The organism is Pigmentiphaga sp. YJ18 (genome assembly GCF_038066655.1).
Classification (GTDB): domain Bacteria; phylum Pseudomonadota; class Gammaproteobacteria; order Burkholderiales; family Burkholderiaceae_B; genus Pigmentiphaga.
On sequence record NZ_JBBUKU010000001.1, the window covers coordinates 2038701 to 2062067 of the forward strand.

Consider the following 23367-nt stretch of genomic DNA (forward strand, 5'->3'; position numbering starts at 1 on the left):
CTCCGGTGGCTACGGTGCGTCAGGCTTCGGGGGTGTCGTCTTTCGCGACTTCTCGGGACAACTGGGCGATCTTGTCGGTGTTTTGCAGCACCTCGCTCAGCAATTCCTCGAACTTGTCGTTGCCCGCCATCTTGTTGCGCAGGTCGGCCAGCTTCTGGCGGGCCTCCAGCAACTTGCGCAGCGGATCGATCTGCTGCACGAGCTTCTCCGGCTCGAAGTCGGACAGGCTCTTGAAGTCCAGCGTCACGCCTATGCGCGAGCCGTCGTTGGAAAGCTTGTTGTCCACCTGGTATTGCAGGCGCGGCTTCATGCCCTTGAGCACGTCGTCGAAGTTGTCCTTGTCGACGTTGACGAACTTCCGGTCCTTCAACCGGGGCAGCGGCTCCTCGGGCTTGCCGCTGAAATCGCCCAGCACGCCGGCGACGAAGGGCAGTTCCTTCTTCTCGATGGCGTCGCCGATCTCCACGTCGTAGGTCAGCTGGACCCGCGGCGCACGGACGCGGTCGAGCTTGTGCTGGGTGCTTTCCTTCTTGGCCATGATCGCTCTCCTTGGCGTAGCCGGCGGTCGAACGGGAATGCGGTGCAGTCTAGAAAGCCGGGGCCGGCGGCGGTAGTAGCCAGACGGCCAGACGTGGAGATAGGCCGGAAGGGGTAGGGGGGAGGGGGTGAATGCCGCCTGCGAAGCAGGATGGAGTTGTCCAGCGTGGAGTGGGCGGCGACGTTGTTGATTCATATGATCGAACGGAGAGTGAGATCTCGTCGAATATCTACAAATAGGTATAATCAATGAGGCCGATCGAGTTGAAGCCGCTGCGATGGGTCGCATCTTCCAGAAAGGACCTTCGCGCGATGCCGGAAGCCGTGCAGGATGTGTTTGGCTATGCCCTCTACCTGGCCCAGGGCGGCCAGAAGCACCCGCAGGCGAAGCCGCTCAAAGGATTTGGCGGCTCCGGTGTGCTCGAGGTGGTCGAAGATTTCCTGGGCGACACCTACCGTGCTGTCTATACGATCCGTTATCGATCGGCCGTCTATGTACTACATTGTTTTCAGAAGAAGTCCGTGCGTGGCGTTGCCACGCCCAGACCGGACGTCGAACTGATCAGGGCCCGGTTGAAGAGTGTGGACGCATACGAGGCCAGAGCATGAGTATGAGTGACATCAAGGATTTTCCCGTTGAGCAAGGCACGGAAAGTGTCTACGCGGATCTGGGGTACCCGGACGCCTCGGACATGCAGGTCAAGGCCGAACTGGCCAGGGAAATCGCGCAGATCCTGATAGACCGCAGGTTGACCCAGCAACATGCCGCCACCATCCTGGGCATGCCGCAACCCAAGCTGTCCGAGATGTTGCGCGGTAAGTTCAGGGGCATCAGCCAAGCGAAGATGATCGAATGTCTGAACCGGCTGGGCCGCGACGTGGATATCGTCGTCAGGAAAGCCAAGCGTCAGGCGGAAGGACATACGCAGGTCGTCGTGGTCTGATGGCCCGTCACCCCCGCGGCACCCCTATCCGATCCCGTATCACCCCCAACACCGAATCGTCGTTCACGACCTCCGCCAGCCACTGATCCAGCGGCATGTCGGCCCAGCTCACCGCGCGTTCCAGCAGGAAGGACACGGGGCTGTGGGGCTCCACGCGCTTGAAGTGGGCGGCGATCTCGCCCAGGGTCCGCAAGAGTTCCGCGCGGGCCTGGAAGTCCACCATCACGCGCGGCACGGTCATCGCGGGCGCGGCCGCGGGCACGGCCTGCAACGCGGGCGCCGGCATCGCGGCGGGCACCGTGGGAACGACGGCCGCGGTTTCGCCGGCCTCCTGCCCCTGCCGGGGCGCGATCCCCAGGTTCTGTGCCGCCCGCCCCAGCACCTGGCGCGCACGCTTGAGCCCGTCGCCCAGGTCGGCCAGGCTGGGCGCCTGGCGGCCGAAGCGCTGGTCGACCAGCGCCTGCAAACGGTCGAAGGCGGCCTGCGCCGCGTCGGCGGCGGCCAGGGTCTCCGACACGAAACCCGGTCCGCTGCCTTCGATGGCCTTGTCCACCGATTCCCCGGTGGGCTTGCCCGCGTCCAGGGCCTCCTGGTAGGCGGCGGCGTTCTGGCGCGCCAGGTTGTCGACCTCGCGCGAGTCCTGCCAGTCGATCAGCGTGACATGGGGCGCGGAAGCGGTCAGCGGCGCCTTCTTCAAGGCCAGCCCGCCATAAGCATTGAACCAGGCCAGCTTGCTGGCGCGTTCCTCCAGGTCGTCGCCGTCGGGCCGTGGATGCAGGCCGTCCCAGTAGGTTTCGAGCAGACCGTGCAGCACGCCCATCGCGTCCGCCGCGCCAGCCAGTCCGTGGCGGGCGATCAGGGCCTCGCCCAGCCAGACGGCGGCCTGCAGGTCCTTGCTCTGGCTTTGCAGCACTTCGGCCGCCAGGTCGGCGGCGGCCCGCCAGTCGGCGGTCTTGAGTTCGGTCTGCCAGTCGCCCTGCGACAGCGACGGATCGTCCGCGCGGCGCGCTTCCCGGATACGGTCGTAGGTGTCCGAGAACGAGGCGTCCTCGCCGCAAGGGTCGCCCCCGGCGATGGGTTGCATCAGTTCGGCGATATCGATGGCCATGGGAGTCTCCAGGTCGTCATTCCAGGATGGAGGTCGGCAGCGCGGCGACCGGCTCGGTCCGGGCGTTCAGGAAGCGCAGCATCTCGTCGGACGGACGCACGTCCATGAAGACCCGGGCCTCGGTGAAGCCTTGCTGCGCCAGCCGGGCCGACAGCTCCTTCCACTGGATGGGACCGTACGAGGTGCGGAAGTCGGGCAGCCGGAAGGCGTGCGAGCCCGAACGGAAATCGGCGATCAGGGTGGCGAAGCCTTCGGCGCCCGGGTAGATCAGCGTCAGCCTCGGCCCCAGGGTGGGCGGGGGAGCGGCGGCAGGCACGGGCGCGGGAACGGCGCCGGGTATCGCGCCGGGCGCGGCGGCTGCGGGCGCCTCCGGCGGCGCGGGCAGCGAGATGTGCAGGCGCGCCTCGATGCAGCTGTCGGGCGACCAGAACACCTGGGCCGTGGCTTCGGCCAGCGATTCCGCGCGGGTCGATGCCAGGTAGGTGCGCTCGCGGCAGACCACTTCCAGCACCGTACCTTGCGGCCCTTCGCTGGCCGTACCCATGCGCGTGGGCTGCGAGAACTGGAAACTGCCGGCAAGAAAGGGCTTGTTGACCTGGGTCGACAGGATGCGCCGCTCGGCCGCGACCATGCCCTGGTAGGCGGGCGATAGCGGCAGGCCGATGCCGGCGACGCGCGTGGGGGTGCGTTCGCGCTCGGTAATGAAAGGCTGCAGCCAGTCCTTCACGAAGGCGGTCAGCCGGCCCTGTTCGCCGTACAGCGCGTCCACCTGTTCCTTGGGCGGCATGCCGCGCAGCGCGGCGACCACGCTCTCGTTCCATCGGGCCTGGACGAACTGGCCGGCGCGTTGCACGGTCAAGTACAGCAGCAGCCGCGACGGCCCCTGCACCACGGACCAGGCGGCCAGATCGTCGCCCTTGAAGACCGCGGCGAACTGTTCCCCCGGCTTGTCCACCGAGGACAGCAGGGCGGCATAGTCGGCCGCCGGCGGCTGCGGCGGCGCGCCCTTGGCACGGAACAGTTCGGCCGCGACGTCGTAGGCGTCCTGGCCGCTGGCGTCGGCGCGCAGGCGCAGGTAGGCGCGCGCGTAATCCGGGCGCTGGGGGCGCAGCACGCGTTCGGTGGTGTCGATCTTGGCCAGCAGCCAGGCGGGGGGCTGGATGGGTTCGGCGCCCCACCATCGGCCGAACATGCTCGTCATGGCATCGGCCAGGAATCCGCCCAGGGGCCGCCAGGCGCCCAGCCAATCGCTCTTGGCGCGGGCCCAGGCCCGGGTCCAGCGCGTGCCCAGGGGCAGCGCGAGGTCCAGCCCCTGCAGCTCGCGGTCGATGGCGGCGGCCAGCAGGACGTACGGGTCCTCGGCCGTTCCCGCGCGCTTGCCCATGACGTCGAGCTGGGGGCGCCACAACTTGGTGCCTTCGAAGAACCTGGCCTGGAAACGCCCCCATGCGCGAAAGTACTCGCTGAAGTACTGGGCTCGGAACGTTTCCAGGACAGGCTTGCGCTCGGGTACCGCATCCATGGCGGTGCGCAGCATGGGCGCCAGCACCTCCTGCCAGGCCTGGCGCGTGAAGGCGGCCGAGACCGCGGGCATGGCGGCCGCCTCCACGCCCACGACCCGGTCCGGCGGCAGCCAGAAGGCGGTCAGCGCGATCGGGTCGCGCCGCTGGTCGGCCCAGGCGCGGACGTCTTCCGGGCGCGGCGTATGGGCCGCCAGCAAGCGGGCCAGGAGCGCGCGCAGGCGCTGGGCTTCCGCGTCCAGCGTGGCCGATTGCTGCCAGCGCAGGTAGCCCATGTAGGTGGTGAGCAGGGCGGCGGCGTGTTCGCGATCGGCCCGCGCGTCCTGCTCACCCGAGACAAAAGGGCTGAACAGCCTCGCGTCCTGGTCGAAAGCCAGGTTGGTCGCCGCTTCCTGCTGGCATGCATCGCTCTGCCGGCGGCAGTGGTCCAGCATGCGCAGCCGCTGCGATACCGCCAGCAGGTGCTCCAGCCCAACCTGGTTGCGCGCCAGATCGGTCTCGATGATCTGGTCGTAGGGCGCCAGGATCAGGTTGGAGAAATCGCGCAGCACCTGTTCCTTCATCCGTTCGATGTCGGAGTCGGCCCGCCGCAGGCCGAAGCCCAGGCCGGTCCCGGCGCGCGCCACCTCCAGCTGCTCGATGGTCCGGCCGCAGCGGGCCAGCCAGCCTATGCGCGCGGCCGCCACCGCGTCGCTGGGTTCGCGGCAGGCCGTCTGCGTCTGCGCCAGCAGCTTGCCGTCGTCCTGCCGGGCGTTGACGAAGCCGTAGCTCAGCATGGCCGACAGGCCCAGCATCGCGCCCACGCCCACCGCCGCGATGGCCATCTTGCCGGCATTACCGCGCAAGCTGGGCGAGGCCAGGGGCTGGTCAGCGGGCAGAAAGCGGGTGAAGAGATCGTCCAGGAAGCCGCCGGCGGCGCCACTCTTGCCCGCGGCCGTCTCGGGCGGCGAGCCGGTCAGGAACAGGCCGCGCCAGCGGGGCGTGCGCTGGAAGGGGTTGTCTTCCAGCATCAGGCCGACCAGGGTTTCCAGGCCCGGCTCCAGCGCCCGCACGTGCTCGACGAATTCGTAGATGGCGCGGCGTCCGGCCGGCGTGCCCTGGCCGCGCAGCGCGGTGATGCGCAGCGCGTGCAGACGCTGCACGATGGGCGCGTAAAGTTCTTCGAGCCGGTTCCCGGTGGCCGCGCTGATCTCTTCCGTATCCGACAGCCGGTGCCCCACCGCCTGCGCCAGCGCCTGCTCCGGCACGGCGGCGGCGAAGGCGCCGTAGCCGGGCACCTGGTCCAGTCCGGTCACCACCAGGTACACGGGAAGCTGGACCTGCAGATGCTCCAGGGCCTCGTCCACCAGCCGCCGCAGCCGCATCGCCACCGGGCGCACGGCATCGGGCCCGGCCAGCAGCGTGCGCGCCCCCATGCACACGACGATGCCGTTCAGCGGCAGCTTGTCCCGCTCGGTGGACAGCAGCATCAGCGCCTGGTACCACAGCCCCCGCTCCACGCGGGCCGAGGCATCGCAGACCGCCGAGGGCGGCGTCTCGATCGCGATCATGGATTTGAAGAACCACCATCGCCAATAACCGTCGGGCTGGGGATCGGGAGGCGGAAACGGCGAAACCCGGTTGGCCGCGCGCAGCAGGCCGTCCACGCCGGCCTGCTCGTCGCCCACGAACAGCATCCAGGGGATGCGGTAGAGCGGATCGCGGCCCTTGCCGATCTCGGGCGAACGCTGGATGGCCTGGCGCGCCTGCGCGATGGCGGTGCGCATGCGCTCCAGCGCCACCTTCTCGTCCTCCGGATTGCCGGGACCCAGGTCGCCGATGCGCTTGCGCGCGAACCCCCGCCGCGAGAACCGCTTCGCGCCCGAGGCGAACCACCACAGCACGGCGAAGGCGACCAGGCACAGGGCCAGCACCTGCCAGAACCGGGCCGGCAGGAGCGGCAGCACCAGCGTGGCCACGAGCACGAGCAGCACGGCGATCACCAGCAGCAGGACCAGCGCGGCGGCCACGCGCACGGCCCGCTTCTTCATGCCGGGCAGGCGTTCCAGCGGCTGGGCGATACGGTCGAGGAAACTCATGGCGTCACCGCTTCGGTTCGGTTTGCAGGAACAGGAAATTCGCGGCCAGCTTGTCGTTGCCCCGGTGCGCGTCCAGGAACTCGCGCAGCTTGGGCAGGTAGGCCGAGGCCGGTTCGTACTCGGGCCGTTCCGCCGTGTACAGCGGCGATGGCGAACTGACCACGGTGATCAGTTCCTGGCCGAAGGGCGGCCCGACGATCCAGCCCTCGGGTATCTTCTCGCCCACGTTGAACTGTTCGCCCGCGCGTATCAGCCGGCCGTTCTCCGGCTCGCGCTTGTTGGGGTACAGATGGATGACCGAACCGTCCACCGTGTAGTAGTCCACGTACAGGTAGCCGTCGTAGTCGGCCTGGCCCAGCTTGACCGTGACGCGCTCGCCTTCGGTGAAGCGGTCCGAGTGGCCGGTGGTGGGCGTGACCTGCAGGCCGTGACGGCGATCGAGGTTGCGCGCGCGGTAAGGCTTGAGCAGCGACACCACCTCGCAATGCGGCCAGATGCGCACCTTGACGTCGAAGGTGGGCGACTTCACGCCCTTGATGCCGGCGATGTCGGCCTGCACCCGCGCGATGTCCTCGGGGCGCGAGACGTAGCCGCTTACCGCGGTCGCGCCGCCGTCGGCCACCTGCGCGCCCAGCTCCGAACACGCGTAGGTCTGCAATTGCCCCTGCACCAGGTCCGCCACCGAAGGACCGGTCTCGCGCGGGCCGGCCACCAGCAGCCACAGCAGATAGCCGACCGGGATCAGCAGCGCCACCGCCGCGCCGGCCTTCAGCAGCAGCTTGTCCCACTGCTTGGGATAGCGCGGTCCCGACGGATCCTTCATCAGGTAGGGCTGCGGCGTGATGGGTTCCTCGCGCAGCGTGTGCAGAGCCGCCGGCGGCACGGGAAGCTGGCGGCTGTGCAGTTCCTTGAGCTTGCCCAGTTCGCCGGTGTCGCCGGTCTCGAAGTAATACTGGCCGACGAACCCCAGCAGCAGCGCGTGGTAGTAGACCTCGCGCACTTCGTCCTCGTCCGACTTCAGGATGGACAGATGGTGGAAGAACTCGTTGCCGGCGTTGTTGGTGTTGAACAGCGCGACCTGCAGCGGCGTGACGCTGTTCCAGTACGCGGGATTGCGCGTGATGATCTCGTCGAACCAGGACACCACCGCGAAGCAGGCCGACTCCACGTGCTCGGGCCGCTTGCCGGCCGCCAGCGCCGCCGCCTTCGCCGAGGCGATCAGCTTGCGTGCGTGTTCCTGCACCTCGGCCGCCCCGTTGCCAGCGGTGCCGGCGGCGATCCGCTCGTCCAGCTCCAGTCCGAACGAGAAGACCGGTGAAAAGAAATCCAGCAGGCGTGCCATGGATGACTCCTGGTTGGGCGCTTGTTGCTATTCTTCTGCGCCGACGGGGAACAGCTTGATGACCGTCTCGTCTGCGGGGAGATCGGAAAAGATCGAGATGTTCCGCCTGTCCTTGATGAACTGCCAGAACTGGTGCCGCGTATCGATCAGGAAATACGTCGTGTTCGGCGTCTTCTGCGGCAACTCCTCCGGAGGTACCGGCAGCAGGTCGATCTTCAGGCCGAACAGCGCCGCCTGCAGCAGGCGCGGCATTTCCTCGCTCGAGGCGATCTTGCCGGTGCGCTGCAGGCGCTGGGCCAGCTCCATGCCCTGTACCGACGATTCGAAGGCCAGGTAGAAGCGGGTCTTGTCCGACGCGAACAGGCTGACCGGCAGGTCGGCCTTGTGGAAACGGCCGTCGTAGGCCAGCGTGATGCCGACCTCCGCGCCCACTGTCAGCGCCTTGATCAGGCTTTCCGCGCGCGCGAAGGCCAGCTTGAAACAGCGCCGCAGGTCGTCGTGGTCGTACACCGGCAGTTCGGTTTCCGCGGGGTTCGGTTGCAGCCCGCCGGCGTAGCCGATTTCCTCCGAGAACACCGAGAACTCCGCCACCAGCCGCCGCAGGTCCTGGTACAGCGGCCAGGGCGGCACCCTGCCCAGCCGCACGTGTTCCTGCAGCAGCGGGATGTAGCGCGCGAAGGTCTGCATCATCAGCACCCGCATCACTTCCTGCGCGCTGGTCGAGGCCGCGCGTATGCCGCGCTGGCGCTTGGCCGAGGCGAAGTCCTGGCCGCGCGACACCACCAGGTCGCGCAGCGCGCGCGTCCAGCGCGCCAGGTTCGGCGAGGCGTTCAGCGACACCATCGGCGGCACGTAGTCCTGCGACAGCTTGAAGCGGCCCGGGCCGTTGGGCAGGATTTCGGCGAACTTGCAGGATTCCGCGCTGCCCAGCACCGCCTCGGCATGCTCGTCCAGGCTGCACACGATCCGCGGCTGGCAGTCGACGAAATCCACGTCCACCGCGGGCGCCTGCGGATCGAAGGGGTCGGCCACGTGCTCGGTGCGCAGCGCATGCCGCGCCGGCAGCAGCGACTTCTGGTCCGGCCCCAGTCCCTGCACCGTGGGGTCGCGGGCCAGTACGAGATGCAGCGAGATCGGATCGTTGCCCGCCACCGCCATGTCCAGCAGGCTGCGTTCGGGAACCTGCGCATTGCCCGGCTGCGGCGCGCCGGCCGAGCCGCCGCCCACCCAGTGGCCGTCGGCCGTCAGCAGCGCGTAGCGCACGATCCGGACCACTCCGCCCGCCAGCGCCTGCTCGTCCAGCTCCAGCACCTCGAAGCCGAGCGGGTAGGGCGCGTGCAGGCCGTGCAGGGCCCAGCCGTAGGCCCGCGTCCATTCCTCGTGACATTGCAGATGCTGCGGGGCCAGGAATGCGCCCTGGCCCCAGAAAACCTGCTGTCGGTTCAACATTCCCGTGTCCTCCCCATGGCGTGCCGCCGCTTCACAGCGGTTCCGCCACGATCAGGAAGCCGCGCTGCCTCAGGCGTTCCAGCAGGCCGGCGGCTCCCGTCAGGTGAATGGCGCCCACGGCCACGAACATTCCGCCTCGTCTTAGCAGCTCGTCCAGCCTGGGCAGCCAGCGTTCGTTGCGCGCCTCGATCAGGCAGCGCCGCGCCCTGTCCTCGATGGGGCGGGCGCGCGCGTCCAGCCCCACCATCGCGTCGATCTCGTCCAGCCACGCCGCCAGGTTGCGGCTGCGGTAGTACTCCAGCACCCGGGCCGACTGCTCGCTGAACAGCCAGGGGGACTGCAGGCGCTGCTTCAACACCAGCGCCTGCTCGGCCGACGGCACGCAATCGAGTGCCGCCAACTGCTCGTCCAGCGTTTCCAGGTGCTCGGTGCGCAGCTGCATGTCCGCCGCCCAGCGCTCCAGCCGCCGGTCCAGCGTCTGCTCGCCCGCCACCTCGCCGCGCGCCTCCAGCAGCGCCAGCGCGGCCCAGGGTTTCAGGCGATGCAAGAGGGCCGGTGGCACCGCCGGCAGCAGCCGCTGCAGTTCGGCGTACGCCTGCTGGCCGATCAGGCCGGGCAGGCCGGCCTGATCGGCCAGCAGGCGGTAGCGTTCCTTCGAGGCGTCCCAGTGGGCGTCATTGGCCACCTCGTTGACCAGGATCCGGGTATGGCTCATCGCCTCCCGCATCACCCCGGTATCCAGCGCCAGTTCACCGGGATCGCCGAAATGGATGGTGCCGAAGATGAAATTGACCGATTCGGCCGCCGCGCCGTCCGGCGCGGCCGGTGTCGCTCCGGGCGCCTGCACCCGGAAGAGCACGCTGCGCCACTGGCGCCAGGCCTCCACCGGCGGTTCGTCCTCGCGCGGCGCCGCGCCCGGCGGCGCCGACGCGAACGCCGGCACCCCCGTGGCGCAGGCCAGCGCCAGCAACAACGACCGCAGCGCCGACCATAGACCTGGCATGGACCGGCACGGGGGGCGGGAGTGCAGTCCCATGGTCCGCGTCCTCGTAGAAAGTGAAGGCGATTCTTTCAGACGGGATATGTCCGGGCCATATTCCGAGCGGCCTATATCGTTGGTGCAAGCCACCGGTCCTTGCCTAGCGCGGACGGGCCGACTATCTTTACGGTGTCAGGGATATGGGGGGAATATGAAGATCCTGATTGCTGATGACCACAGGCTGGTCATCGAGGCCGTCAAGGTAAAGCTGGCCGAACTGGGGCCCGATGTCGAGTTCAGGATGGCGCTCAAGGTCGAGGACCTGCGGCACGAGGCCACCGACGACCTCGACCTGGCCCTGATCGACCTCACGATGCCCGGCGCCGAGGGCTACAGCCACATCGCCGAACTGCGCGAGCGCCTGCCCGCGCTGCCCATCATCGTGCTGTCCGGCGTCGAGGACCCCGACGTCATGCGCGCCGCCATCGACCTGGGCGCCCTGGGCTTCATTCCCAAGGCCTATTCGCCCGACGTCATGCTGTCGGCGGTACGGCTGGTGCTGGCCGGTGGCGTGTTCGTGCCGCAGATGATGCTGTCCGGCATGTCCCACCAGCCGGCCGGCGCGCCCCTGGCCGCCGCGGACGCCGCCGGTGGCGCCCGCTCCACCTCGCTGGACCAGCTGCGGGGCCTGCTGACCGAGCGGCAGATCGACGTGCTGCGCCTGCTGTCCCAGGGCAAGCCCAACAAACTCATCGCCCGCGACCTGGGCATCAGCGAAGGCACGGTCAAGATCCACCTGGCCGCCATCTTCCGCGCGCTGGACGTGCGCAACCGCACCGAGGCGGTGGTCGCGGCGCGCGGGCTGGCGGGGCTATAGCGTTCAGGCCAGGCGCTCAGCCATTTCCTTGATCACGTTGTAAACGATGGCGCGCAGGCAGCGAGCCTCGCCGGCGATTGTTGTTTGAAGCGCCGGTTGAGCGCGTGTTCGATCGTTCGCATCGGCCAGGAATGCCTCATACAGCAAGGCGGCCGAATTCACCACGCTACGCTGTTGAACATCCAGCAGTCTTGTCGACGTGTTTCGGTGAATGCCCAGCGCCGTGCCTGCCTCGATCATCAATGGCCGGTCGATTTCCGCGAATCTTCGAGCATTCAGCAGCGGCCAGGCCAACGGCGTCGCATCGGGCCAGTCTCGCCCGTCGAAGGCTGGCGTGTCGTAGACCGAGGTACTGACGAGGTCATAGCGCGGAGCCAACTGTACGCCGGAGGCCGACACGAAGAAGCTCAGGTTCTTCAGGTGTGCGTCGCCGTTCCCGGTCAGCATGTTGAAGACCAGCCATGAATAGAGCCGCGTACGCGTGATGGCGGAGCTTCGGCACGCATCGGCCAAGCGCGCGAGATTCTCGAGACTGCCCTGCGCGTACTTGAACGTACGATCCAGGCCCAGAAGCTGGCAAGCATCGATGACGTGGCGTCGTTCCCAGGCTTCGTTGATCGCCACGCGGTCGAACCGATCGATGATATAGACCGGTTCGGGGACGTAGCGCCGCCGTACAGTCGGTACGTCCAATCCCATCCTGGATGCCAATTGCATGACGAACCATTCATTGGCGACGGAGTGTGGGTAGGCCGGATCCACGTGTTCGGGTTTCAGGATCTGGAGCGAAGGTAGTGAACCCGATGGCTCATAGAGTTCGTCGTTGCGCAGTACGACGGCAAGCTTGTGCTGCGCTCCGGCCAGGGACATCCGTTTGCTCGACCCATGGGTCAGTGCGACGCGAGGCAACTGACGGATCCGGCGTGACAGCTCGCTGTCGGGCAGCGGCTTCAGCCCCTCGGGAATACCGGTGTCCGGTGCGACACCAGCTTCCAGCGTGACAGAGCCCGCGGATTCCGCACCGTAATAGCCTAGCAACCCGAACGCATCCGCTGCATCGATGTGTGCGTCGGCGGCCAACAAGACGCGCTGGCCTTCTTCCGGCAATAGATTGTCGAAATACCATTGCACCGGACGCTTGCTCGCGCCGTCGATCAACGGTGCACGCTGCAATGGAAGGTGGGGGCTCAATGGATAGCCGTTGCTGTCGGCGTACCAGGCCGCATCGTACTGGAAGGCCCACAGGCCATCCTGTTCCCAAAGTTCACCGATACGGCGACCGTTGATGCTGGCAATGAGCGTGCGTCTGCTCATGGTCTTTGGGCATCACTTCCGAACGAAGCAGGAAGACGGCCTGCGGTATCTTCCGGTAGATCGAGGATGATTCGGATCCCCAGTCCGTCGAGGACCTGGAAGAGCTTTCCCCACTGCGCGGTTTCGCCGCCGCGCTCGATCTTGCTCAGAAAATTCTCGCTTACACCCACACTTCCAGCGGCATCGTCCTGGCGGATGCCCTGAGCTTTGCGGACGGCACGTACTATCGGGCCAAGGCTGGTTGCGTCGGCGAGCGTAATTTTCATGAAATCCTCACGGTCAAAAGGATTCTTGATCAGTATGCCCAATTTGGCAACAAAATCCTCATGAACTTAAGGATTTTCTATGATGAACTCGGAATTACGGAAGAATCCTTAGGAACGTGAGGATTTTCTACTCCTCCATCCACCTGACAACGTCGTCCACCGCCGCCCGAGACGTGCGGAAGCCGTTGGCGGGGTGGCCCGGATCCGCGAAGCCGAACGAAATCCCGCAGACCACCTTGCGGCCCGGCGCGATGCCGAAATGATCGCGGATGAAGGACGAATATTCCGCCAGCGCGGCCTGCGCGATCGTCGCCACGCCCAGGCTGCGCGCCGCCAGCATGAAATTGCCCACGTAGGCGCCGCAATCCACGGCCCCGTACACGTCCAGCGCCTCGGGCGTGGTAATGATGGCCACGTGCGGCGCGCCGAAGAACCGGAAATTCTCCGCGCCCTGGCGGGCCGAGGCCTCGCGGTCGCCGCGCTGCACGCCCACGCTGTCGTACAACTGGAAGCCGCACTCCCGTCGCCGTTCCCGGTAGACGCCGGGGTACTCGCGCGGGAAGGGGAAATCGGAATGCGCCTGCGGCCGCGACATCACGTGGTCGAACAGGGCCCGCCGGAACCGCTCAGTGCCCGCGCCCGCCGTCACGATCACTTCCCAGGGCTGCGTGTTGCACCAGGAGGCCGTGCGCTGCGTCAGCGCCAGGATGCGCTGGATGGTGTCGCGGGGCAGTTGCTCGGGCAGGAAGCCGCGGCAGCTCCAGCGGTCGTTCAGCAGGCGGGTGAGCGAAGCGTAGTCGTCGGCGTGGTCAGTCATGAGAGCGTGTCTATCTTGGGGGGAGCGGCGCGAACGGAGGGACAAAACCGTCCTGGTTCCGGATGCTGGAGCCTAAGGCGATCGATAGAGTAGCGCTTCCTGACCTTGGATTGTTTTCGTCATGTCTCGTCACGATAGCGCGTACCGTAGCCTGTTTTCTCATTCGGCAATGATGGCCGAGTTGCTGCAGGGAGTTGTGCGCCAGGAGTGGATAGCACAAGTCGATTTCTCCACCCTCGAGCGAGTCAATGGTGAACATGTCGCACGCGGCGGCAAGCGTCGTGTCAGTGATATGGTCTGGCGTGTACGCGGGGCAGGCGATTGGGTTTACGTATATCTGCTGTTGGAGTTCCAATCCCGCAGCGACCCCGCCATGGCGCTACGCATGCTTACTTATCTGGGGTTGTTGTATGAAGAGATCCGGCGCCAGCAAAGGCCGCTGCTCAGCGGCCGCTTGCCGCCAGTGCTGCCCATCGTGTTGTACAACGGTCTGGCGCGCTGGAATGCGGTGCAGCAAGTATCGGAACTGATTGCGCCCGCTGTCGGGCTGGAAACCTACATTCCCGCGTTACGTTACCTGTTGTTGGATGAGGGGGCGCTGCTTGAGGGAGGCAGTCTCCCCGCCGGCAACTTGGCAACGCTATTGTTCCAGCTGGAGCACGCCGCTGACGAAGAGACGATGCGCCAGGCGGTGCAGGCTTTGATCATGCGGCTGCAAGGGACGGGGTTGGATGAGTTGGAACGTGCGTTTACCGCGTGGCTGGTGGAGATCCTTCTGCCGGAGCGGGCGCCGGGTGTTAGCATTCCTAGAGTAGGCAACCTGCAGGAGTTCAACGCCGTGATGACCGCAGAGAAAATCGATTGGAGCCTGCGCTGGAAGCAAGTGGGCCGGGAAGAAGGGCTTCAGGAGGGGCATGATCGTGGCCTGCACCAAGGCAAGGCACAGTTGTTGCAGCAATTGCTTATCCGGCGCTTCGGTCCGCTACCAGATGTCGTACGCCGGCGCCTTGCGGAAGCATCCGATGGCGAGCTGGAAACCTGGGCGTTGAACGTGCTGGATGCCCCCAGCCTTGAGGCCGTGTTCAGGCAATCATGAACTGACAGCAGACTGGGTGTTAGGGACTTCCTTACCTCGTCAGATACCAGGCCAGTGTCTTCCGTATCGCGCCGTCGAAGTCCTCGGCGGGCTCCCATCCCAGCTCCTCCCGCATCTTCCCCGCGTCGATCGCATACCGCCAATCATGCCCCGGCCGGTCCGCCACGAAGCTGATCAGCCGGCGATGCGGCGCGCCCTCGGGATGATGTTCATCCATCAGCGCGCACAGCTTCTCGGCCACCTGGATATTGTTCAGCTCGCAGCCGCCGCCGATGTTGTAGGTCTCGCCCGTGAGTCCGTCCCGCAGCACCCGGTCTATGCCCCGGCAATGATCATCCACGTACAGCCAGTCGCGCGAATTGCCGCCGGTGCCGAACACCGGTATGGGCTCGCCCGCCAGGCAGCAGCGGATGATGGTGGGAATGAACTTCTCGTCGTGCTGATAGGGGCCGTAGTTGTTCGAGCAATGCGTCGTCACTACCGGCAGCCCATAAGTGCGGTGATAGGCCCGCACCAGGTGGTCCGAGGCCGCCTTGCTGGCGGAGTAGGGCGAGTTCGGCGCGTAGGGCGAAGACTCGGTGAACGGCGCGTCGTCCGGCCCCAGCGAACCGTAGACCTCGTCCGTGGAAATGTGATGGAAACGCCGCCCCCGCGCGGAACGGCCCTCGGCCAGCCAGGCCTGCCGCGCCGCCTCCAGCAGCACGAAGGTCCCGTCCACGTTGGTCCGCACGAAATCGCCCGGCCCGCTGATGGACCGGTCCACGTGCGTCTCGGCGGCGAAGTGGACGATGGTATCGACGTCGTGATCGCGCAGCAGCCGATCGACCAGCGCCGCGTCGCAGATGTCGCCATGGACGAAGACATGGCGGCCGCTGGCATCGAAGCGCGGAAGGATGCCGGGATCCGCCGCGTAGGTCATCAGGTCGAGATTGACCACCCGCACGCCGGGATCGCCGGCCAGCAGACAGGCCACGAAGTTCGAGCCGATGAAGCCGGCGCCGCCCGTGACCAGGACATGCCGGGGAACATGATTCATGCCGCGTCCTTCCATGCGGACAATACCTCTCGCAATCCTGTGCGCCAGTCGGCCGGTTCCAGTCCCAGGACCTCACGGCCCCGCGTGCCGTCCAGCACCGAATGGCGTGGCCGCCGGGCCGGCGTCGCGTAGTCGCCGCTGTCGATGGCCCCGACCTCGGGTGTCGAATCCAGCAGACCCAATTCGTGCGCCTCGGCCAGGATGGCCTGGGCGAAGCCGTGCCACGTTGTCGCCGGGCCGCCTGGGTAGTGATAGGTGCCCCACGGCAGCTCTTCGCCGCCCTGGATGCGCGTGGCCAACTGCAACAAAGCCCCGGCAATGGCGCCCGCGTGCGTGGGCGTGCCCGTCTGGTCGGCCACCACGCGCAGCGGCCGGCCTTCGCCCGCCAGCCGCAGCATCGTACGGACGAAATTGTCGCCCTGCGCGCCGAACACCCACGATACCCGCAGCGTCAGATGGCGGGTCAGCGACGCGCGCAACAGCCGTTCCCCCTCCCACTTGCTGCGGCCGTACGCATTCAGCGGCCGGGGCTCGTCATCCTCGACGTAGGGAGCGCCTTTGGCCCCATCGAACACATAACAGGTCGACAGATGCAGCAGCGCAGCCCCCCGAGCCGCGCAAGCCCGGGCCAGATGGCCCACCCCTTCCCGGTTCACCGCCAGGGCGAGCGCAGGTTCACGCTCCGCCTTGTCCACCGCCGTATGGGCGGCTGCGTTGATGACGATCTGGGGGCGATGCCCGGCCATGATGCGGTCGGTCGCGGTGGGATCGGTCAGGTCCCACTGCCCGTGATCCAGCCCCACGACCCCAAGGGCCGCTCCTCGGGACACCAGTTCGCGCCCCAACTGTCCGCCTGCTCCCGCCACCAGGATGCTCATGGCGTGCCTGCATGGACCGGCAAACGGTCGCGCGGCAGCTCCGCCAGCAATGGCTGCGCTTCGTCCTTGGCCGACAGCGCGTAGGGCCCGACGTCGGGCCATGCAATGTCCAGCGCGGGATCGTTCCAGCGCACGCCGGTTTCGGCGGCTGGGTCGTAATAGGCCGTGCACTTGTAGACGACCTCGGCCTCGTCCGACAGCACGCAGAAGCCGTGTGCGAAGCCCGGAGGAATCCAGACCTGCCGGTGGGTATCGCCATCGATCTCCGTGCCCACCCAGGCCCCGAAACGCGGCGACCCCAAGCGCACGTCCACCGCCACGTCGAAAATCCGGCCCCGCGCCACCCGCAGCAGCTTGCCCTGCGCGCCCGGCCACTGGAAATGCAGCCCGCGCAGCACACCGCGCCGCGACAGCGATTGATTCTCCTGCACGAACTCCGCCTGGATGCCCGCCTGCTCCAGCCAGCTCGCCCGGAACGTTTCCACGAAATACCCGCGCGCATCGCGCCGCACCTCGGGCGCGAACACCAGCACTTCCGGCAGGCGGGTCTCCAGCACGTCCACGATTACCCCTTTTGCCGGCGGCGATCAGCCCGGTACCTGATACTGCTGGCAGGCCACCTGCACCAGCTTGTGGTCCTCCAGGCGCGCGGCCGTCAATTGCCCGCCCCAGACACAGCCCGTGTCCAGCGACAGCAGGCCCGGACGCTCCAGCAGCCCCAGCGTCGACCAATGCCCGAATACCACCGTGACCGACTCCGTGGCCCGGCCCGGCACATCGAACCAGGGCATGAACCCGTCCGGCGCATGTTTGGCATTGGCCTTGGCCGCGAACTCCATCGTGCCGTCCGCCGCGCAGAAACGCATCCGCGTCAACGCATTCACGATCACCCGCAGCCGATCCGCGCCTTGCAGCCCGTCATCCCAGGCCGCCGGCTGATTGCCGTACATCTGCGCCAGGAAATCCCGCCAGAGGGGCCCGCGCAGCGTTGCCTCCACCTCGCCGGCCAGCGCCAGCGTCTGCGCCGCTGTCCAGGCGGGCAGTACGCCCGCGTGAACCATCAGATGTCCCAACTGAAAATGCGCCAACGGCCGATGCCGCAGCCAGGCCAATATGTCGGCGGCATCCGGCGCATCCAGGACTTCCTGGATCGTGTCCGACTTGCCCACCTTGTGCAGCCCGGCCGCCACCGCCAGCAGATGCAAGTCATGATTGCCCAGCACCGCCACCGCCCGTTCGCCCAGCGACATCACCTTGCGCACCGTCGCCAGCGAGGCTGGCCCCCGGTTCACCAGATCACCCGCGAACCAGAACCGCGCATCGGCATCGCCCGCGATCTCCGGCCGCGCAAGCAGCGACTCCAGCGGTGCACAGCACCCCTGCAAGTCGCCGATCATCCAGATACTCATGTCGTCGCACCCGCCGCCTGACGCCACCGGGCGCGCAGCAGATTGCCGTACTCCATCCCCAACATCGCCAGCAGCGCGGCACCCAGCGCCAGCGCATTCGGCGCCACCGCCGTCACCCAGGCCGGCCATCGATTCAGCATGCCCACGTTCAGCGACAACTGATTCAACATGAAAAAGCCCACGCCCAGCAGGATGCCCAGGAAGATCTTCACCCCGACCCCGCCCCGCCGCGTCTGCATGAACCCTATGGGCGCGGCGATAGTAATCATCGCCAGAAGCGTGAACGGATAGATCAGTTTTCGCCAAATAGCAACGATCTGCCGGTCGGACGTCAGGTGATTCTTGTTCAGATACCCTACATAGTCCAGCAGATCCGTGAACGACATCCGCTCCGGCGTCAGCACCCTGGCCAGCAACAGTTCCGGCGTCAACGTCGTCGGCACTACACGCTCGGCTTCATGCGTGACCACCACCGGGGCCTCGGTGGCCCGCGCTCCCGCGTGCAGCGCGGACTCCAGCGTGGGGGAAACCGTCGTGATCGCCACGTCATGCAGACGCAGCTCATTCGTCCCGAAACTGCCCGTTTTTGCCTGTGTGATCGAGGCCAGCTGCCGCGACGACGTGAAGTCGTACAGCGTCACGTCCGTGGCGCTGCCGCCGGCCTGCATCGTGGCCACATTGATGATGCGTTCGCCGTTGGGGGCGTCTTCCTTGAACCAATAGCCGCTGCGCAGCACCCCCGACGACCGCCCGCCCGCGCTGCCCGTGATCGACAACCGCGTTTCGTTCAGCTTGATCTCGGCCGCCGGCGTCAACCACTCGGCCAGCACGATCGCCAGCATCATCACCGGCACCGACACCAGCCACAGCATGCCCAGCAACCGCATCCCGCTGACCCCGGATACCCGCAGGATCACCAACTCGTGCCGCTGCGCCAGCCCCGCCAGCGCCAGGATCGCCCCGATCAGCAGCCCGATGGGCAGGATGTCGTAGATCCGCGTCGGCAGCGCCAGCAGTTCCAGGAACAGCAGGTGATACAGCTTGAAGCCGCCACGACCCACCTGGTCCAGATCGTCCACCAGGGCGAAGAACGAGAACAACCCCACCAGCGCCATCAGGACGACGGAAGAGGAACGATAGATTTCTGTGGCCAGGTAGCGGCGGGCGGTGTTCACGGCGTATAGGGAAACGGGCAGGCCGTTAGTGTAAAGGATGGCCGCGGGGGAAGGCCGGCCCCGCCGCGGCTTACTTCACCTCGAAACCGTGATACTTCTTGCCCAGCGCGACCGTGGCTTCGAACAACCCCGTCTTGCTGCCGCAGTCGTAACGCTTGCCGTCGTAGCGATGCGCAAACACCTTGCGCTTGGCCTGCATCAGCGCCGCGATCCCGTCCGTCAACTGGATCTCGCCGCCCGCGCCCTTGCCCAACGTACGCAAGTGATCGAATATCTCGCCTTCCAGAACATAGCGGCCCACCACCGCCAGCGTGGACGGAGCGTCCTCCGGAGCGGGTTTTTCAACCATGTTGAACACCTGGGCGGTTTGCCCCGAAGCGTCCCGCGTGTCGACGATCCCGTACTTCGACGTATCCTGCCGGTCCACGTCCTGCACACCCAACACGCTGCCGCCGTTCGCCAAGGCGGCAGCGACAAGCTGCTTTGTAACAGGCACGTCGGCATCGATCAGATCGTCGGCCAGCAGTACCGCGAACGGCTCCTTGCCCACCACCGGCTCGGCGCACAGCACAGCGTGGCCCAGCCCCAGGGGAGCAGGCTGCCTAATATAGATACAGTTCACCGACGGCGGGATGATGTTCTTCACCGTGCGCAGCAGCTCGATCTTGTGCTTGGCCACCAGTTCGGCCTCCAGCTCGGGAATCGTGTCGAAGTGATCCTCGATTGCCCGCTTGTTGCGGCCGGTGATGAAGACCATAGTAGAGATCCCTGCCGCTACCGCTTCTTCGACGGCGTACTGGATCAGGGGCTTGTCGATGACGGGCAGCATCTCCTTCGGCATGGCTTTTGTTGCAGGAAGGAAACGCGTGCCCAGGCCGGCGACAGGAAAGACGGCGGTACGGATAGGTTTCATAGAAGCGACTCGAGAAGGGGTGAGAATGCTGTGTTGCTAGGCATGTTACTCGACTTGCTTCTCGTTCCGGGGGGGCTGGGGGGCGGAAATTTAGCTGGAGGAAAAAGGAAAAAGCGCCTGTTACCGTTGATCAAACTCTCGTAACGAGGGCTATCATGTCGACACGGGGAAAGCAACCTCGTCTCCGTGAAACCTGCCATCGTGGGATGGTCGCAAATTTGTTATAGAAATTAAGTGCGATATGGGGGCTTAGGGTTTCATGGTATGTTTGCTCGCCTTTCTCTCTTCCACGGAATCTAGGGTAAGCCCTATATTTCTGTCGTGGGTTGACCCTTTTTCTTGACGTCTATCGTGCACAAAAGTGGCCTGATTCGCTTGTGCGAGCCAACCGGCAAGCATGTCATCCGATCCATCGCTATTGGTCTGTTGAGCGCTGTAGCCCTTCTAGCAGGAGAGGGGGCATCTGCGCAAAATGCGGCGATGATCGAGGCGGGCAATCAGGAGTTACGAGACGACATCCAATGGTTGGTGGACAGAGGGATCATCGGCTACGTCTCTACATCCACTTGGCCCATCCCTGTTTCCGTGCTGGAAGCAGCTTTGGAAGCACGCAAGAGGAAGGGTTTAGCGCGAGCTGATGTGCACGCGATCTTGGCGGTGCGGCGCTATCTCGATGACCAGAAGAACTCTCGTTTCGGACTTGTCGCACAGGTCAATACTGACTCCTTACCGCAATTGGGGTTCGCTAGTCAGAGTCGGGCAGCTGCTTCAGGAGGCGTATACCTACAGGGGGGCGGGGATACCTTTGCGGGCAAACTTCAGGTTAATGGATTGCTCGATCCACTTACAAGTAAGCAGTCCAAGGTGAATCTGGAAGGCAGCTATGTGTCTGCACGATTTCTAGGCCAAGCACTCTATGTAGGGCAACTTGCCCACTACTGGGGGCCCGGGCTCGATGGTAGCTTGAATTGGGGAAATGCGGGAACAGCCATTCCCGGTATTGGGTTGCAACGTGCGAAGCAGACTGCGCCAGAAAGCAAGTGGCTGTCGTGGATGGGACCGTGGGGCTATGATTTTTTTCTTGGTCAGTTGCAGCATGATAATGCCGTGCCTCGTGCGAGAGTGATCAATATGCGCGTGTTTGTGCAACCCATAAAAGGTTTGGAATTAGGCGCGTCGCGGTTCATCGAGTGGGGGGGGCGCGGCCGCGATAATGGCCTTGGCGCACTTTGGGACGCTTTGCGGGGTAACTCAAACGATCAAGCGAGGGGAGAGGATCCAAGCAACGAACTGTCCGGCTTCGATCTACGCTATACCCTTAGTCTCTGGGGAAATCCGCTCACTTTCTATGGACAATTGGCGGGGGAAGATGAAGCTGGAGGGTTGCCTTCACATTACCTTTCCCAGTTTGGAATGCAATTTAAGCATGCTATAGGCGCTACTCGCGTCCAATGGCATGCGGAGGCTGCTGATACGACCGCCAGCCGAGTCTTTGGATTGGGTTCAGCTTTAGCTGGCACAGCTTATAGTCACGGCACATATAAAGATGGCTTGTATCACGATGGATTACCTATCGGACATCCAATCGGAGGGACTGGTCGAGCATTGTCGGCGGGAGTAGTACTTGTTCCAGATGATTTTAGATATTTTTCTCGCTATAGCGTCCGATTTATCCAAGCAGAGGTTAACGAAAAAAGCCAAGCTATTAACCAAGCTTTTCCCCGACAAGCTCGCTGGTATGGAGCTGAATTGGCATACAGCTGGCGTATTCGGCCTGCGACGTTTCGGGCTGGTGTCTCCATGCTGCGACGTACGTCGGGGAATATAGATAACGGATTCAGTTTGAATCTTTCTATGAATATACCCCTTGGTATGTAGCAATAGAAGATCGTGTACGTTTTTGTTCCTAATTTTATCCAATATGTCGTTAACGCCTCACGCTCCAGTACTGCTTGTAATGTGCACGGGAAATGTTTGCCGTAGTCCGATGGGAGAGGCCCTGGTGGCCCACTATGTAGATCTAATGGGCCTCGATGCAAACGTTATTTCCCGAGGCTTTGCTGCTCCTGTTGGGCGCTCACCGCATCCACATGCTTTATCGGTGGCTCAATCGCACGGAGTTCCCATCGCTGAAGAGAAAAGGGCGGCTGCCGTCAATAGCGCGGATATGGTCATGGCAACAGCCATATTTGTCATGGACGAAGGGCATCGTAGAGAAGTTCAACGACGTTATCCAACCGCATTAGGAAAAACATTTCTTCTGGGGCAATGGCAGGGGCAAGAAATAGCGGATCCAATAAATGATCCATTATCTGTCTTTGAAAGTGTTTGGGCTCAATGTGACGCTGGTGCTAAGGAGTGGGTGAAGCGGCTACAAGAAGCGGGAATGTTGCGGGTAAATGCTGTGGTATAGCCGCAAGAAGTGTATTCGACCCATAGCGAATAAAAGTTGGAGATCCCAATATCTATGAAGCCTATCGCCCCTCTTTCTCTTTCTTTCTCTCGTCAACGGCCCTTGTTCATAGCGGCTAGCGCTTTAATAATGGGGGGGTGCTCCCTAGTTCCAGGACAGTATCTGGGGGTGACACCAAAAGTTAACGAAACGGATGAACCGTATGTCTACGATGCTACCGGTACAGAATCAATAGAAGAAAGAGCAGATATTTTTTCTATCACACCCGGTGTGATCGCGAAACAGATTCAGCAGCGTGAAGCTGAAGAAGAGAAGCTCGCCAGTGCTAGGGCAGTGGCAACGACGGCACCGTCAAATTCATATAGCTATACCGTAGCTCCACAAGATGTGTTGCGGGTAACGGTATGGAATCATCCCGAATTAAACAATCCTTCAGGCGTTCTAAATGATTTGCAGGGGCGCGTTGTCAACAATGATGGCTTCTTTTTCTATCCTTACGCCGGACAGGTTAAGGCCGGTGGCCGAACGGTTAAAGAAATTCGTGACGAACTAGCCAAGAAACTGTCCGCAGTTCTTGTAGAGCCCCAGGTTGATGTTTCGGTTTTGACTTATCGCAGCCAGAGAGCATTTGTGATGGGGCAAGTGGAAAAACCTGGAGTTGTGCCTTTAACTGATGTCCCCTTGACCATAACGGATTTAATTTCCCAGGCTGGGGGACTAAAACCTGAAGCCGACTTGAGCAAAGCGACATTGATGCGGCAGGGAAAGTCTATAGCAGTAGATTTGTATGCATTGTATTATCAGGGCGATTTGTCGCAAAATCTACAGTTGCAAGCCGGCGATATCCTTACGGTCATTGAAAACCGCTATAACAAAGTTTTCGTACTGGGTGAGGTTACCAAACCTCAGTCTCTCGTTATGCCTCGGGGTAGGTTGAGTTTGGCAGAGGCTGTTTCCGATTCGGGTGGATTCAATCCATTGAGTGCCAACGCTGGTCAACTCTATGTAATACGTTCGGGAACTAATAATCGTCCTCAAATATGGCATTTGAATGCAGCGGCACCCGATGCGTTAGTGCTTGCAGATCGATTCGATTTACAGCCACGAGATATTGTTTATGTGGATCCCGCTGCGGTCGCGCGATTCGGCCGTATTATAAACAATATCATCCCGACGGCTTCGGTTATTCGCGCAACAGTGCAGAATTAAAAACGGT

At 64.2% G+C, this 23367-nt stretch carries 22 protein-coding genes; 7 read left to right on the forward strand and 15 right to left on the reverse strand.

Features of this window, described 5'->3' with window-relative positions:
• Positions 1-19: 19 nt before the first annotated feature.
• Positions 20-538, reverse strand: a complete 519-nt coding sequence (tssB, locus tag WKR98_RS09900; protein WP_124687941.1) for a type VI secretion system contractile sheath small subunit — start codon at positions 536-538, stop codon at positions 20-22.
• A gap of 248 nt (positions 539-786) precedes the next feature.
• Here tssB and WKR98_RS09905 point away from each other — a divergent pair, with 248 nt between their 5' ends.
• Both WKR98_RS09905 and WKR98_RS09910 read left to right on the forward strand, forming a co-directional pair.
• The gene (locus WKR98_RS09905) at positions 787-1146 is read left to right on the forward strand and encodes a type II toxin-antitoxin system RelE/ParE family toxin (protein ID WP_341432769.1); all 360 of its coding nucleotides are present in this window, start codon (positions 787-789) and stop codon (positions 1144-1146) included.
• A gap of 2 nt (positions 1147-1148) precedes the next feature.
• Positions 1149-1481, forward strand: coding sequence for a helix-turn-helix domain-containing protein (locus tag WKR98_RS09910; protein ID WP_124687943.1), 333 nt, complete (start codon positions 1149-1151; stop codon positions 1479-1481).
• A gap of 7 nt (positions 1482-1488) precedes the next feature.
• Here WKR98_RS09910 and tssA read toward each other — a convergent pair whose 3' ends face one another.
• From tssA to WKR98_RS09935, 5 genes are read right to left on the reverse strand one after another with little or no spacing between them, the layout of a single operon-like run.
• Positions 1489-2589: a type VI secretion system protein TssA gene (gene tssA / locus WKR98_RS09915; RefSeq protein WP_341432770.1), complete on the reverse strand. Its 1101-nt coding sequence runs from the start codon at positions 2587-2589 to the stop codon at positions 1489-1491.
• Between the two features lie 16 nt (positions 2590-2605).
• Positions 2606-6187: a type VI secretion protein IcmF/TssM N-terminal domain-containing protein gene (locus tag WKR98_RS09920; protein WP_341432771.1), complete on the reverse strand. Its 3582-nt coding sequence runs from the start codon at positions 6185-6187 to the stop codon at positions 2606-2608.
• A 4-nt stretch (positions 6188-6191) separates the two neighbouring features.
• On the reverse strand, positions 6192-7529 hold the full coding sequence (locus WKR98_RS09925; protein ID WP_341432772.1) for a DotU family type IV/VI secretion system protein: 1338 nt from the start codon (positions 7527-7529) through the stop codon (positions 6192-6194).
• Positions 7530-7556: 27 nt separating this feature from the next.
• Positions 7557-8978 carry a type VI secretion system baseplate subunit TssK gene (gene tssK, locus WKR98_RS09930; protein WP_341432773.1) on the reverse strand — a complete coding sequence of 474 codons (1422 nt, stop codon included), beginning with the start codon at positions 8976-8978 and terminating at the stop codon, positions 7557-7559.
• 31 nt (positions 8979-9009) lie between these two features.
• Positions 9010-9981, reverse strand: a complete 972-nt coding sequence (locus WKR98_RS09935) for a TraB/GumN family protein (RefSeq protein WP_341432774.1) — start codon at positions 9979-9981, stop codon at positions 9010-9012.
• A 187-nt stretch (positions 9982-10168) separates the two neighbouring features.
• Here WKR98_RS09935 and WKR98_RS09940 point away from each other — a divergent pair, with 187 nt between their 5' ends.
• On the forward strand, positions 10169-10834 hold the full coding sequence (locus WKR98_RS09940) for a response regulator transcription factor (RefSeq protein ID WP_341432775.1): 666 nt from the start codon (positions 10169-10171) through the stop codon (positions 10832-10834).
• 3 nt (positions 10835-10837) lie between these two features.
• Here the strand turns inward: WKR98_RS09940 and WKR98_RS09945 are convergent, their stop codons facing one another.
• From WKR98_RS09945 to WKR98_RS09955, 3 genes are all read right to left on the reverse strand, one after another.
• Positions 10838-12148: a HipA domain-containing protein gene (locus tag WKR98_RS09945; protein ID WP_341432776.1), complete on the reverse strand. Its 1311-nt coding sequence runs from the start codon at positions 12146-12148 to the stop codon at positions 10838-10840.
• On the reverse strand, positions 12145-12414 hold the full coding sequence (locus WKR98_RS09950; RefSeq protein WP_445936096.1) for a helix-turn-helix domain-containing protein: 270 nt from the start codon (positions 12412-12414) through the stop codon (positions 12145-12147). The genes WKR98_RS09945 and WKR98_RS09950 overlap by 4 nt, the downstream gene beginning before the upstream one ends.
• Before the next feature lie 127 nt (positions 12415-12541).
• Complete coding sequence (locus tag WKR98_RS09955) at positions 12542-13231, reverse strand: nitroreductase (protein ID WP_124687951.1); 690 nt, start codon at positions 13229-13231, stop codon at positions 12542-12544.
• 121 nt (positions 13232-13352) lie between these two features.
• Between WKR98_RS09955 and WKR98_RS09960 the strand changes: the two genes are divergently transcribed.
• Positions 13353-14327: an Rpn family recombination-promoting nuclease/putative transposase gene (locus WKR98_RS09960; RefSeq protein WP_124687952.1), complete on the forward strand. Its 975-nt coding sequence runs from the start codon at positions 13353-13355 to the stop codon at positions 14325-14327.
• Between the two features lie 31 nt (positions 14328-14358).
• Here the strand turns inward: WKR98_RS09960 and rfbB are convergent, their stop codons facing one another.
• The 6 genes from rfbB to galU form a co-directional block, all read right to left on the reverse strand.
• A complete protein-coding gene (rfbB, locus tag WKR98_RS09965) occupies positions 14359-15363 on the reverse strand; it encodes a dTDP-glucose 4,6-dehydratase (RefSeq protein ID WP_124687953.1) in 1005 nt (334 codons plus the stop codon).
• Positions 15360-16241, reverse strand: a complete 882-nt coding sequence (gene rfbD, locus WKR98_RS09970) for a dTDP-4-dehydrorhamnose reductase (RefSeq protein ID WP_124687954.1) — start codon at positions 16239-16241, stop codon at positions 15360-15362. Before rfbD ends, rfbB begins: the two co-directional genes overlap by 4 nt.
• Positions 16238-16807, reverse strand: coding sequence for a dTDP-4-dehydrorhamnose 3,5-epimerase (rfbC, locus tag WKR98_RS09975; protein WP_124687955.1), 570 nt, complete (start codon positions 16805-16807; stop codon positions 16238-16240). The genes rfbD and rfbC overlap by 4 nt, the downstream gene beginning before the upstream one ends.
• 21 nt (positions 16808-16828) lie before the next feature.
• Positions 16829-17650 carry a symmetrical bis(5'-nucleosyl)-tetraphosphatase gene (locus tag WKR98_RS09980; RefSeq protein WP_341432778.1) on the reverse strand — a complete coding sequence of 274 codons (822 nt, stop codon included), beginning with the start codon at positions 17648-17650 and terminating at the stop codon, positions 16829-16831.
• The gene (gene lptG / locus WKR98_RS09985) at positions 17647-18825 is read right to left on the reverse strand and encodes an LPS export ABC transporter permease LptG (RefSeq protein ID WP_341432779.1); all 1179 of its coding nucleotides are present in this window, start codon (positions 18823-18825) and stop codon (positions 17647-17649) included. Before lptG ends, WKR98_RS09980 begins: the two co-directional genes overlap by 4 nt.
• Before the next feature lie 70 nt (positions 18826-18895).
• Positions 18896-19738, reverse strand: a complete 843-nt coding sequence (gene galU, locus WKR98_RS09990; RefSeq protein WP_341432780.1) for a UTP--glucose-1-phosphate uridylyltransferase GalU — start codon at positions 19736-19738, stop codon at positions 18896-18898.
• A 339-nt stretch (positions 19739-20077) separates the two neighbouring features.
• Here galU and WKR98_RS09995 point away from each other — a divergent pair, with 339 nt between their 5' ends.
• The 3 genes from WKR98_RS09995 to WKR98_RS10005 all read left to right on the forward strand — a co-directional run bounded on the left by WKR98_RS09995 (position 20078) and on the right by WKR98_RS10005 (position 23360).
• The gene (locus WKR98_RS09995) at positions 20078-21616 is read left to right on the forward strand and encodes a capsule assembly Wzi family protein (RefSeq protein ID WP_341432781.1); all 1539 of its coding nucleotides are present in this window, start codon (positions 20078-20080) and stop codon (positions 21614-21616) included.
• A gap of 79 nt (positions 21617-21695) precedes the next feature.
• Positions 21696-22151: an arsenate reductase/protein-tyrosine-phosphatase family protein gene (locus WKR98_RS10000; protein WP_341432782.1), complete on the forward strand. Its 456-nt coding sequence runs from the start codon at positions 21696-21698 to the stop codon at positions 22149-22151.
• A 54-nt stretch (positions 22152-22205) separates the two neighbouring features.
• Positions 22206-23360, forward strand: coding sequence for a polysaccharide biosynthesis/export family protein (locus WKR98_RS10005; protein WP_341432783.1), 1155 nt, complete (start codon positions 22206-22208; stop codon positions 23358-23360).
• Positions 23361-23367 lie beyond the last annotated feature (7 nt).